The 13,374-nt window shown below is 39.7% G+C and carries 10 protein-coding genes; 8 read left to right on the forward strand and 2 right to left on the reverse strand.

Annotation, left to right across the window (positions count from 1 at the left end):
- Window positions 1–372: 372 nt before the first annotated feature.
- Genes AA0X71_RS01185 through msrA form a run of 3 tightly spaced genes read left to right on the forward strand, consistent with a single transcriptional unit; the run spans window position 373 to window position 3,637 of the window.
- Complete coding sequence (locus AA0X71_RS01185) at window positions 373–1,758, forward strand: sigma-54 interaction domain-containing protein (protein ID WP_413358269.1); 1,386 nt, start codon at window positions 373–375, stop codon at window positions 1,756–1,758.
- A 14-nt stretch (window positions 1,759–1,772) separates the two neighbouring features.
- Window positions 1,773–2,669 carry an aminoglycoside phosphotransferase family protein gene (locus tag AA0X71_RS01190; protein ID WP_413358271.1) on the forward strand — a complete coding sequence of 299 codons (897 nt, stop codon included), beginning with the start codon at window positions 1,773–1,775 and terminating at the stop codon, window positions 2,667–2,669.
- An 11-nt stretch (window positions 2,670–2,680) separates the two neighbouring features.
- Window positions 2,681–3,637, forward strand: coding sequence for a peptide-methionine (S)-S-oxide reductase MsrA (gene msrA, locus AA0X71_RS01195; protein WP_413358273.1), 957 nt, complete (start codon window positions 2,681–2,683; stop codon window positions 3,635–3,637).
- A gap of 522 nt (window positions 3,638–4,159) precedes the next feature.
- On the opposite strand, the gene AA0X71_RS01200 is transcribed toward msrA, so the two are convergent.
- Window positions 4,160–6,268: an MMPL family transporter gene (locus AA0X71_RS01200; RefSeq protein WP_413358275.1), complete on the reverse strand. Its 2,109-nt coding sequence runs from the start codon at window positions 6,266–6,268 to the stop codon at window positions 4,160–4,162.
- A gap of 613 nt (window positions 6,269–6,881) precedes the next feature.
- Between AA0X71_RS01200 and AA0X71_RS01205 the strand changes: the two genes are divergently transcribed.
- Entirely contained in the window at window positions 6,882–8,435 is a 1,554-nt protein-coding gene (locus AA0X71_RS01205; RefSeq protein WP_413358277.1) for a BCCT family transporter, read from the forward strand.
- 45 nt (window positions 8,436–8,480) lie between these two features.
- Here AA0X71_RS01205 and AA0X71_RS01210 read toward each other — a convergent pair whose 3' ends face one another.
- Window positions 8,481–9,656, reverse strand: coding sequence for an MFS transporter (locus AA0X71_RS01210; RefSeq protein WP_413358279.1), 1,176 nt, complete (start codon window positions 9,654–9,656; stop codon window positions 8,481–8,483).
- A gap of 482 nt (window positions 9,657–10,138) precedes the next feature.
- Here AA0X71_RS01210 and ehuB point away from each other — a divergent pair, with 482 nt between their 5' ends.
- From ehuB to ehuA, 4 genes are all read left to right on the forward strand, one after another.
- The gene (gene ehuB, locus AA0X71_RS01215; protein WP_413358281.1) at window positions 10,139–11,014 is read left to right on the forward strand and encodes an ectoine/hydroxyectoine ABC transporter substrate-binding protein EhuB; all 876 of its coding nucleotides are present in this window, start codon (window positions 10,139–10,141) and stop codon (window positions 11,012–11,014) included.
- 98 nt (window positions 11,015–11,112) lie between these two features.
- Window positions 11,113–11,769, forward strand: coding sequence for an ectoine/hydroxyectoine ABC transporter permease subunit EhuC (gene ehuC / locus AA0X71_RS01220; RefSeq protein WP_413358283.1), 657 nt, complete (start codon window positions 11,113–11,115; stop codon window positions 11,767–11,769).
- Entirely contained in the window at window positions 11,766–12,446 is a 681-nt protein-coding gene (gene ehuD / locus AA0X71_RS01225; protein WP_413358285.1) for an ectoine/hydroxyectoine ABC transporter permease subunit EhuD, read from the forward strand. Before ehuC ends, ehuD begins: the two co-directional genes overlap by 4 nt.
- A 6-nt stretch (window positions 12,447–12,452) precedes the next feature.
- Window positions 12,453–13,283 (forward strand): ectoine/hydroxyectoine ABC transporter ATP-binding protein EhuA, encoded by an 831-nt coding sequence (ehuA, locus tag AA0X71_RS01230; RefSeq protein WP_413358287.1) that lies wholly within the window; start codon window positions 12,453–12,455, stop codon window positions 13,281–13,283.
- Window positions 13,284–13,374: the final 91 nt, after the last annotated feature.

Below are 13,374 nucleotides of genomic sequence, written 5' to 3' on the forward strand. Positions count from 1 at the left end.
TATATATATTTTCCAATGGCAAACTTTCACCTTGTAAACGGTGATGCTCAAGAATACACGCTGGTATTCATACTTTTGCAAAAATCGTGCCAATATTTAATATTAAGAAAATATTTATTTCACAATGTACGAAAAGGGATTAATAGTTCAAACGAAGTCGTTAGCAAATCACATCCTGCTTATTTAAATAAGAGGAAGTCTTCCGAATTTTCGTTTTTTAATTTGAAGTGCGCTATCAAGAAATTAATTCATTATATAAAATATTCTTTACATGTTGTTTTTGAGACTGTATTGTTTGGTTAACAAAAGTGTTTAGAAGTGTATACTTTTTATACAAAAATGAGAAATATTGCTTATATAAAAGGTGGGTCGATGTACATGGAAGATCGTTTTGTAGTTCAAACGTTAGATGCGATTTTATCTTCTTTGGAAGAAGCGATTTCAGTCGTGAATACAAAAGGTGAATTGGTTTATTGGAATGAAGCGGCAGAAAGAACCTATCAAATAAATAAAGAAGAAATTATAGGTCGAAATATCCGCGATTTTTTTCAACAAGAGGATGTCATGCATCTAAAGGTTTTAGCGACACATAAGCCTGTCCGTGATGTATACCATGTGCCTAGAGCTGACAAACATGTCCTGATCAGTACAAGTCTTCTCTATAATGAAGAAAAAGAAGTGATCGGAAGCTTATCGATTGAAAAAGATATTACTGCGACGATTCAATTAAATGAAAAGTTGTCATCTGCTTCGAAAGAATTACAGCAGTTAAGACAACATATCAATCAACAGCATGACGATCCTTTCTCAAAAATCAAAGGGGTTCATGCCTCGATACAACACATCATTCATCAGGCAAAAAAAATGGCGAAGTCAGATGCGACCGTTCTCATTAGTGGGGATAGCGGTGTAGGGAAGGAACTATTTGCTCATGCGATTCACGAGAAAAGTGTGAGAAAGGAAAAACCGTTTATCCCGATTAATTGTGGCGCAATTCCGAATGCCTTGTTTGAAAGTGAGCTTTTTGGCTATGAATCAGGAGCTTATACAGGTGCTTCAAGGGGTGGAAAACCAGGGAAGTTAGAGTTGGCGAATGGAGGAACCTTGTTCTTAGATGAAGTGGGGGAGCTTCCTCTTGATATGCAGGTGAAATTACTACGAGTTTTGCAAGATAAAGAAGTCTATCGCATTGGCGGACTTAATCCGAAAAAAGTTGATATTAGAGTCATTGCAGCGACCAATCGAACGTTAGAAAAAATGGTCGCAGAAGGAACCTTCCGTTCGGACTTGTATTATCGTTTAAATGTATTTTCCGTAAAGATTCCTCCTCTACGAGAGAGGAGAGAGGATATTCCTTTACTCGTCTATGATTTTCTCGAAGAGTTTTCCTTCAAATATCAAAAACAAGATTACACCATTAATAAAGATGCATTATCGATCATGCTTGATTACGATTGGCCTGGTAATATTCGTGAGCTTCGCAATTTAATAGAAAGGCTAGTCGTGTTGAACGAAAGTGGGGAAATAACAGAAACTGACCTTTATCAAGTCCTTCATGTTGGGGAGGAGCCTTCTGTTCATCTTGATTTACAGGTCGCTTCACTGACTGCAGAGAAGGAAAGGCTGGAGAAGGAACGAATTATGGAAACGCTCCAAAGTACATTTGGAAATAAGAGTATTACCGCAAAGAGATTGGGGATGTCACGTGCGACCCTTTATAAAAAAATGAAAAAGTACGGAATTGTATTTGAAAAATGATAGGGAGAGAGACGATGCATATTCCTAGTTCATTTCGGAAAAAAATGATCGGAGCCTTTCGTGATCAAGGTTCACTCTGGTTAGAGAATCTTGAAGAAAAGGTGAACCATTATTTAGCAAAATGGAATTTAATCTCCATGGGGCCTGTTTCAAATTTGTCTTACAACTATGTATTACATGTGATAGATGAAACCGGGGTGGAGCGGATTTTAAAAATAGCTCTATCTAGTAGTGAATTGAGGAATGAAATAAGAGCATTGCAAGTATACGATGGGAACGGATGCTGTAAGCTTTTAAAAGCAGATGAAGAGAAGGGAGTCATTCTGTTAGAAAAATTCGTTCCAGGAAAGATGCTTTCAGAGTTAAAGGACGAAGAGCAAGTACTAGAGCAATTTATGAAGGTTTGGAAAGCGATCCGACGAGAAGCGCCAAAGGAGAACGATCTTCCATCGATTGAACAATGGGCTTCTAAGCTTCTAGCTTGCAGGCAAACAGATGAATATTTAAACGGACAGTTTTCTGAGGAAATTCTAGGTCTAGCCGAGCGTTATTTTGTAGAAATCAATGATACGACAGAATTGCTCCATGGAGATCTTCATCATGAAAATATTCTTTTTTCCGAGGATAAAGGGTGGATGGCGATTGATCCGAAGGGCGTTATCGGAGATCAGTATTTTGATGTTGTCTCCTTCCTTATGAATCATCTTCATGAAAAAGAAAATCCGAAGAAAGTGCTCAAGGAAAGAGTCGATACGCTTTCGTCTGGATTGTCATTTAACCGCGAACGCCTTTTAAAAGCGGGATTAGCAATGACGACGTTGTCTGCTTTTTGGAGTGTGGAGGAATCAGATTCGAAATGGGTGCAAACCTATGAGTATGCTTTATGGTTTCGCGAATGGCTAGAAATGTAAGGAGGATGGTTATGGTGGAACAATGGGAAAAAGCGACCTTTGCAGGAGGGTGTTTTTGGTGTATGGTCCAGCCTTTTGACGAACATCCTGGAATCAAAGAAGTGATTTCAGGTTACACAGGAGGGCATAAGGAGAATCCATCGTATGAAGAAGTGTGTTCTGAAACAACAGGCCATTATGAAGCTGTTCAAATTACCTTTGATCCGGCAGTTATGCCTTATGAGAAACTTCTTGAAATGTATTGGCAACAAATTGATCCAACAGATGCTGAAGGTCAATTTAATGACCGGGGCTCTTCATACCGAACGGCCATTTTTTACCACCGTGAGGCTCAGAGAATAGCAGCAGAGAAATCGAAAGCAGGGTTAGCGGCAAGCGGCCAGTTTTCAAAGCCGATCGCGACGAAAATTTTACCAGCAAGTCCTTTTTATCCAGCAGAAGATAAACATCAAGAGTATTATAAAAAGAATCCTTTTCATTATCAATTGTATAAGGAAGGTTCAGGGAGAGCGCGGTTTATTCGCGAAAATTGGAAGATGACTCCATCAGATGAGGAGCTTCGCAACAGATTGACTCCTCTACAGTATGAAGTGACCCGAAATAATGCGACAGAGCCGCCTTTTCAAAATGAGTATTGGGATCAGGAAGAGGAAGGCATTTATGTTGATATCATTTCTGGTGAACCATTGTTTAGCTCCCTCGATAAATATGATGCAGGCTGTGGCTGGCCGAGCTTCACGAAACCACTCCGGCGAACGGAGTTGGAAGAGAAATTTGATACCTCCCACGGAATGCGAAGGATTGAAGTTCGTTCGAAAACCTCTGATGCTCATCTTGGTCATGTCTTCGATGATGGACCTGGACCGGATCGGGCCCGCTATTGCATCAATTCAGCCGCATTGAAATTTATACCTAAAAGTAAGCTTGTGGAAGAAGGGTATGGCCAGTATTTGAACCATTTTGAATGAAAAGAGGCTGGGTCAAAAATTCGGTGGTAACGACTTTTTGATTCCAGTTTGAACTGTATAAAGTGTTCGTATAAACAGTTGGCGTATCGGTATGAAAAAACAACAGGAAAAATTCCGCTTAATGAGCAACCATCATGAAAAAGAGCCGAAATAACAGGAAAAACTCCTGCTATGTACTGAAAAAATGCCAAAAGAAACGATTTTGCCCTCCATAAGCGGAAAATCTTCCGTTATTTCGCCTAAAAGGGAGTCCAATGAGGAGATAACAGGAAAAATTCCGCTTAATGGTGAGAGGTGGTTGGAGTAAAATAGGGTCTTCTAGTAGAAATTTAGATAAAGCGGAAATCGATGTGGCTTCTTGAAGGCTAATTTGCGTTGCACTCGATTTTTTGTACCAGGAAAATCGAAGGTCTTGCGTTAATGGCAAAATTAACAGACAAAAATAGAGAAAGGTGAATTTGAGTACCCTCAGGATTCACCTTTCTCATTATTTTGAAGCTAGTTATGTCCCTGCCTCTTTGTTTATTTTTCAGATGCTTGAGCTTGATCTTTTTCCAGTAATACGATTAGTCCTGGTAGCAGAACGCCTCGAATTAAGAAAGTATCCAATAAGATCCCAACTGCAACAATGAACCCAAATACAAATAGCAGTTCAACTGGCTGAGTCATAAGGACAGCGAAGGTTGCTGCTAAAATGAGTCCAGCTGACGAAATCACACCACCCGTGTTGGCTACAGCAATTTCCACTGCTTCTCTGACAGAATGTTTTTTTCGTTCCTCTTGAAACCGGGAAATAAGCATAATGTTATAGTCAATGCCTAAGGCAACTAAGAACACAAATGAATACAGCGGGACGCGATCACTGATAGAACTGATATCAAAGAATAACTGACTTAAGAACGTCCCTAGCCCTAAAGCGGCTAGGAAGGATATTAAAATGGTACCCATCATGTAAAGGGGCATTTTAAATGACCTTGTTAGGAAAATGAGTAAGACAAAGATGAGAATCGTTTCTAAAACGACAATGAGGATAACATCTCGATCATTGATCTTTCTGTCATCAACCTTTGAAGCGGTTTCTCCAGCAAAATATAGCTCTCCAGTGACATGACTATCAGATAGGATTTTCTCGCTGTTAGCGATCATTTTTTCCAAGGCATCCATCGAGTTAATACTATAGGGATTACCTTCAAACGTTAAATTGTATTGAATGACCTTTTCGTCTTCCGTAACTCCGTTCACACGAACATTGCTAACAAGAGGTTGAGCGGCCAATATGGTCTTTAAATTTTCTTCTTTCTCGGCTGTTACAGCTTCTGTTGATTCGAATAAGACGGTCGTGGGCGCAAGGTCTCCTTTTTCAAACTGCTTTTCTAGAATTTCATAACCTTGACGGGAAGGCATATCTTCTGGAAATGACTTCATCGTGTCGAATTCATATTGTAGGTTGAATATATTGCTTGCAGCTATTATTAAAATAATGCTGACAACAGCAACAGAGAGCCGAGGCTTTTTCGTAATAAGCAGCCCAACTTTTCCCCAAAAAGTTTGTCTATCCGTACTTTGCTCTCCTATTTTAGGAATTCTAGGCCAGAATGATTTTCTTCCGAATAATGTAAATAGGGCAGGAATTAATGTAATGGACGCAATCATGATGATCATCATGGTCGTAGCAAAAGTCGGTGCAAAATTACGATAGTCCCCTGATTGGGCAAAGAATAAAACAAGCATCGCGGCGAGTACAGTTCCACCAGAGAAAAACACTGGCATGCCCGTTTCTTTCATTGCTACTTGCATGGCCTCATATTTACTTGCATGTGTTTTCAATTCTTCGCGGTAACGTGAGAAAACGAATAAAGAATAATCAATGACCGCTGCAAATAAGAGTATGGACATGATCGATACGGTTTGACTACTGATCGCCAAGCCGCCTTTTCCCATGATCCCAAGTGTTTGTGTGACAACTTGATAGACAAATACAGCTCCAAGGAGCGGGATAAGGGCTAATAACGGTGAACGGTAGATCACAATCAATAGGATTAAAATGATCCCGACAGTTGAAAAGATAAGAACTAAATCGGCGCGGGAAAACAAATCTACGGTATCAGTCGCAATTCCGGCTGGCCCTGTCACATACATTTCTAAATCAGATGAGTCTATTACGATTTGCCTCATTTGTGTCATTGCCTTTTGCATTTCCTTCGTTTCTAAGGAAGAATCAAAGGTCATCGGAATTAAAGCAGTTGTTTGATCTTCTGAAAAGAATTCAGTTGTTGCTTGAGGTGGCAGGTATGATAAGGGAACGACTTGTTGCAACCCTGGAATTTTTGCATTTTCGAATTCATCAATAACAGCAGTTAGAACCGGAAGGCTTACTTTACTGTCCTTTGACTGAAAAACTAAAATGGCAGGGATACCCTCATCGTCTTTAAAATACTTTGCCACTTTTGCTTGAGCGACAACAGATTGAGCGTCTTCAGGAAGTGTATCTACTTTCGAAACTTGATAATCATGGATGCTAGGTGCAAATAAAGTCAAGGAAACGGTTGCAATAAGCCAAATGGCTAAAGTGATCCACATTCCCTTTTTGGTTGTAACACGATCAGTGATCGCTTGTATGAATGTTTTCATCGTATATTCCTTTCCTCTCAAGGCGAAGGTCTTCTAGCTTGAAGAAATCTTCTTTGATCTTCATGTTTTCGTTAATGGGAATACGCTGTCCAATTTCAATTAACCGTGGAATCGATGGATTTTTAAAAATTAAAAAAGGTTAATTTTTCGTCAAAGGTAGAATATTGTTCAATTTCCAATAGCTCTACAAGAAAAAGTTTCATTTCATATCTCATAAAATGGATAACTAATTCTTCACGGTTATCAAAATATTTATAAATAACTCCTCTAGAAATATCCAATCATTCTGCTAAAAGACTAAAATTAAATCCCTCATAACCTTGCTGAAGCAAAATATGTTTTGTTGCATGTTATAAATCTTCTGTTTAGAATTTACGATCACGTGCCATTGGGTCACCCCCTAGCCATTATTATAATGGAATAAAATATACAAAGAAATAATTGTTTGTTTTTTGTCGTGTTGGACCTAACAGATATAAATCATTAAAGTTGAGTTACTATTAAAAATTGTTGTAGATATTCAATTAAATAAGAGGGTTATTTTATTGCTCACGAATTCATCTAGAAAAACAGGTCAAAATAACGGAGAAATCAATTTTTCTAGGGGGTTTACATGGATAAAAATTTATGGAGAAACCCTGTTTTTTCAGTATCAGCCGCCGTTATTATGATTATTGTGATCATTGGGGCGATTGTACCTGTGAAATTCGGGGAAGTGGCTGGAAGATTGTTTAATTTTACAACGGTCAATTTCGGCTGGTTTTATCTTCTTGCTGTCTTTATCCTCATTATTTTCTTAATAGGATTGGCTTTTAGCAAATATGGAGGAATTCGTTTAGGGGGAGAGGAAGAGCGACCTGAATTTTCATTTTTCACATGGATTGGCATGTTGTTCTCGGCTGGATTTGGGGCAGGTCTCGTCTTTTGGGGTGTAGCTGAGCCGATGAGTCATTTTTTTAATACTCCTTTTGCTGGCGTAGAGCCTCAAACCGAGGAGGCTGCTAGAATTGCGATGGGCTATTCTTTTTTTCATTGGGGCATTAGTCAGTGGTCTGTATTTGCCATTGTTGGACTTGTAATCGGTTTTCTCCAGTTTCGTAAAAATAAAAATGGGCTAGTTTCCACTGCTCTTGAACCGGTTGTCGGGGACAAGCCGATTGTAAAAAGCTCCATTGATACGCTATCTGTTATAGCTACGGTCATGGGGATTGCAACATCCTTAGGGCTAGGTGTCCTGCAAATGGCTGGTGGACTTCACAGTGTATGGGGGACAGGCAATTCTTTTATAACTCAATTGATTATTATCTTTATCATTTTTGTCGCTTATATGTTATCTTCTACAACTGGATTGGATAAGGGCATTCGGTTTTTGAGCAACTTGAACTTAGGACTTGCTATTCTTCTTCTCGCATTTGTTTTAATTACAGGCCCAACAGTGATGATTTTAGAAAGCTTTACATTAGCGATTGGCGATTATTTTGCCAATTTTATTCAATATAGTTTGCGTCTGCAGCCATATAAGGGCGGAACATGGGTCCGTGATTGGACGATTTTCTATTGGGCTTGGGCGATTGCATGGTCTCCGTATGTAGGAGCGTTCGTGGCTCGTGTCTCCAGAGGAAGAACCATTCGAGAGTATATTATGGGGGTAATGATTATCCCGCCTTTAATTGCTTGTCTTTGGATTGCTGCTTTCGGTGGGACGGCTCTTTGGAATGATTTAAATGCTCAGGCAGGGATAGCAGAGGCAGTTAATGCGGATATTACAACAGCTTTGTTTACGACCTTTAACCAATTGCCATTATCAACTGTAATGTCAATTCTTGCGATTCTATTGATCTTTACCTTTTTAGTGACATCAGCCGATTCAGCTACTTATATTCTATCGAGTATGACGACATCTGGCAGCTTGCATCCTCCGCAAGTCGCAAAGTTTATATGGGGATTTCTGATGTCAGCGATTGCTACGGTTTTGCTATATGCAGGGGGACTTGAAGCCCTACAAACGGCTTCATTGATTGCAGCCCTCCCGTTTACGGTTTTATTATTAATGTTAACGATAGCTATTGTGAAATTGTTGAAGCATGAACCACTCCCCATTCGGAAAGCTGATTTAAGACGCTTTCGACGACTTGAAAAGGCAGTGAGTAAAAAGAATAAGACGTAGTGAAAAAGGTCATGTTGAGAATTATTCAACATGACTCTTTTATCTTTACCCTTGCTCCTCAATCACAAGACTCTTTTGTTTATTTGCATACATGTAAAAAATGAAGATTGCAATAATTGATAAAACGATCCCACTCAAATAGGGCAGTCCAATGGAGATGGAGAAGAGCCATCCTCCTAACGGTGGTCCAATAATTCTACCGAGTGAATCGAAGGAGGAAAGCATGCCAGTGGTGCTCCCGTGACCAGTACTTGATTTTTTCGTAAGTAATGAGGATACTCCTGGTCGGATAAGTCCATTTCCTACGCCGAACACTGTTAAATAAAGAGCGGCTGTCCAAAAGGAATTGGAAAGGAGAATAAGTCCGAATCCAATTGCAGAAATAAAGATGCCCATTTGAATAACTGGTCCTTCACCATAGCGTTTCGTAAGTCTTCCGATTAAACCACCTTGGACGAATGCCTGAGCTAGTCCCATAATCATAAAAATGTATCCGAGCTTGACGGCATCCAGCCCAGCCTTTACAGCTGCAAAATACGCAAAAGTCGCTTCTAGGCCTGCTAGTGAAATCGAGACAAATAGCTGTAAAAAAAAGAGCATCGAGACAGGGCTGCTTACCGCTTCCTTCCACGGAGTCTTTCGTTTAGAGGTGTGCTTGCGCTCTTCGATTTGTAAGGATTCTTTTAAAATAAAGAAAACTAAAAAGAAAGTGAAAAGTGAAGAAGCCGCAGCAATATAAAAAGGAAGGCTTAATGCGATTTCGGAAAAGACTCCACCAACAGCAGGACCGAAGATAAAACCAAGTCCAGTGGCCGCTCCAATTAGGCCCATTCCCTTTCCTCTATTCTCCTCAGACGTAATATCTGCTACATAAGCCATGACCGTAGGCATGTTAGCAGAGGAAAGGAAACCTCCAAGAATTCGCGCTAAAAAAAGCATCCATAGCTGATGAGAGATAGCCATTAGAAAAAAGGATAATGCTAACCCCAATATTCCGATCATGATGACAGGCTTTCGACCGATACGATCAGAGATCCGACCCCACATTGGTGCAAAAAGAAACTGCATAATCGAATAAACGGCCATCAATAACCCGAGTTCAGTAGGGGATGCCCCGATATTCTCTGCGTAAAAAGGAAGTACGGGGATAATAATGCCAAAACCGACCATCACTAAAAACATAACGATAAATAAAATAGGTAACGCTTTCTTAGATTCCAAAAAATTTCACTCCGAGCATTCTTTAATGATGTTTAACTTGATACGTAAGTCGACAATGTAATTAATACTTGAGTTTTTCTAATAAAAAAACCTGCAAAAAATAATGTTCAATAAATTATACCATTGTGAAGGTGGAAAAAAGAAATTCAATTATGAACACTTTTTTTGAGTAGGGAAAAATGTCATGGAAACGATAGGAAAAAGGTAACGTTTTCAATTCTCTTTGGTAGGATGTTAGAGGATCTGCTAACATTTATAAGAATGTTTCCATTATGAAACAGCTCTCGCTAGTTGAAGCTTGAATATCCGGAATATTCATGAAATATCCAATTTGTACGACATTTTCTTTTCCCTTAGACTAGTTATATGCCGCTTTCATACTTGTTTCCTCAGTTTAACTTCGATAATTTCCATATTTAACGCTTATTGAAGCAGAATCTACCAATCTTAAACTATTTCAACATTATTAGGGGGTTTGATCATTGAAGAAATTTTATACAAGAATAGTCATATGTCTTTTGATGCTGAGCGTAGTTGCTTGCTCATCAACGTCATCAGGATCTGAAGGAGATATGTCTACACTGGAAAAGGTAAAAGAAGAAGGTAAAATTACAGTGGGATTTTCTGGAGAAGTCCCGTACGCATATGAAGATGAAAATGGCAATTTAACAGGGCAATCGGTTGAAGTGGCAAGAACGGTTTTTGAAAAGCTAGGCATTGAGGAAATGGATGGGAAGTTAACGAAGTTTGGCTCTCTCATACCAGGACTGCAGTCAGGAAACTTTGATGTCATTACGGCTGGCATGTACATAACACCTGATCGTTGTAAGCAAATTGATTTTGGAGAACCTGAGTATAGTATTGGAGAGGCTCTAGCTGTACAAAAGGATAACCCACATAATCTACATAGCTATGAAGATATCGCAAACAATCCAGATGTCAAAATTTCTGTGATGAACGGAGCGATTGAAATCGACTATTTAAAAGCAGCAGGTGTGTCAGAAGACCAAATGGAAATCGTTCAGGATATTCCTTCCAATATTGCGGCGCTTGAATCAGGACGAGTGGATGCAATTACGATGACAGGACCAACATTGGAATCAGCTCTTGAAACGGCGAATGCAAAAAATATTGATCGAGTTGAGGAGTTTTCACAGCCGATAGTAGACGGAGAGAGTGTTCGTGGCTATGGTGCGGCAGGCTTTGCGATTGAAGATGATGAACTGAGAGAAGCTTATAATGAAGCACTTCAAGAATTAAAGGATTCAGGAGAATTACTAGAAATTATAAGTAAATTTGGATTTACAGAAGCGGACCTACCAGGAGATATGACAGCACAACAACTTTGTGAAGGCTAAGATCTGATCCATCAACAGGCGCTCGTAGTGAGTGCCTGTTTTTGGATAACAGGTTTTTAGAGTAGAAACGAACTAGAGAAGAAAGGATGTGAGGGTGAATGAGTGCTTATTTAGATATCATTCCGAAAATTCTCCCCGGAGTAATTGTCACCATTGAAATTTTACTAGCCGCTTCATGCCTTGCCATTGTCGTGGCGTTTATTGCAGGGCTAGGAAGAATATCAAGATTTGCGATGATAAGGCGAATTACTGCTGTCTATGTGGAACTATTTAGAGGTACATCACTACTCGTACAACTCTTTTGGATTTTCTTTGCCTTACCAGCTTTCGGATTTCAATTTACTCCATTTTTAGCAGGAGTGGTGGCCCTTGGTCTTAACTATGGGGCCTATGGTTCGGAAATTGTAAGGGGGGCAATCACGGCCATTCCTCAAGGTCAAACGGAGGCATCGATCGCTTTAAACATGACGAGATGGCAAAGAATGAGGTTAGTCATCTTGCCACAGGCCATTCGCATGATGCTCCCTGGATTCGGGAATACCCTAATTGAACTCTTAAAAGGAACTTCCTTAGTATCCCTTATCACACTGACTGATTTAACCTACAAAGGGCTAATCCTACAAAATACGAATCTTAGCTATACATTCCCTGTCTTTATTGTTTTATTAGTGTTGTACTTTATTATTGCCTTACCTCTCATAATTGGGGTGCGTAAATTGGAGAAGAATGCATCGAGAGGAGTGGTTAGAGCATGACCTGGGATTGGGACTTTGCATTTCAAGTATTCCCCGAAATTGCTTCTGCGATATGGCTTGTCATTGGCATTACATTTGGTGCTTATATCTTTTCTCTTATATTTGGATTGGTCTTAACATTTGCGAGGAGATCGAAATTTAAGCTACTGTCGCTTACTACCTATGGATTTATTGAATTTGTAAGAAGTACTCCGCCATTAGTGCAATTATTTTTCGTATTCTTTGCTCTTCCTGCGCTTGGTATTTCCTTTGATAAATATACTGCGGGCATTCTGACTCTAGGAATCCACTATAGTACATATTTATCAGAGGTATATCGTTCAGGCATTGAGGCAGTACCTAAGGGACAATGGGAGGCTGCGAAGGCAATGAACTTCACAAAGACCCATACTTGGTTCAAAGTTATTCTTCCTCAAGCGATCCCACCTGTTATCCCGATGATGGGGAACTATTTACTCGTGCTTTTTAAGGAAACGCCTATTTTGATGGCGATCGGTGTTGGTGAATTTTTGCAAGAGGCACAGTTAATTGGCGCAGCTCATTTTAAATATTTAGAGCCGATCACCATTGTCGGAGTATTGTTCTTATTGCTAAGTTATCCTTCTGCATTATTGATTAACAAGCTCGAAAAGAGGGCGAAACTGGGCTTCGGTGCAAGAAAAGAATTGAAAGGATGATGGGAAATGAGTGCGATTGAAAAAGAGTTAATGATAGAGGAGCCGATAAGTGAGAAGGCAGAATCCTTGGTTCAGTATGAACAGGTAACGAAAAGCTTTGGAAACATAGAAGTACTAAAAGGCGTCGATTTACAAATCAGCTTTGGTGAAAAAGTGGCTCTTATTGGTCCGAGTGGGTCGGGGAAAACAACGATCATTCGCATGTTAATGACACTGGAAAAACCAACATCAGGAATCATTAAAATGAATGGAGAGCCATTATGGCATAAGGAAGGAAGCGATGGAAAACTGGTTCCTGCAGATGAAAAACATTTGCGGAAAATGCGCTCTGATATTGGAATGGTTTTTCAGCATTTTAATCTATTTCCTCATATGACGATTTTACGAAATGTAACAGAAGCGCCCATTCACGTCCTTGGTCTGTCCAAAGAGGAGGCAAGAGAACGAGCCATTGATATGCTTGAAAAGGTGGGGTTAGGAGATAAACTAGATGCGTATCCGGAGCAACTCTCAGGAGGGCAAAAACAGCGGGTGGCAATCGCACGTGCAGTCGTTATGCACCCAAAGGTGATGTTATTTGATGAAGTCACATCTGCTCTTGACCCAGAATTAGTCGGCGAAGTTCTTCAGGTCATTAAAGATTTAGCACAGGAGACAGATATGGCCATGATTCTCGTAACACATGAGATGGATTTTGCGAGAGATGTAGCAGATCGAATTGTGTTTCTTCACGATGGGCAAATTGAAGAGCAAGGAAGCCCAAAAGAAATTCTCGAAAATCCAAAAAGCGAAAGACTACAAGCTTTCTTGCAGAGATTTCGAAGTACAGGATTTTAAAAAAATTGCTCTATATCGGTTTAGTGTTATGCAAATTTTAAGGGAGACCTATTCGGAAAGGTTTCCCTATTTATTTTAAATTCTTTGGTTA

Source organism: Robertmurraya phoenicis, from assembly GCF_047302285.1.
Lineage (GTDB): Bacteria > Bacillota > Bacilli > Bacillales > Cytobacillaceae > Robertmurraya.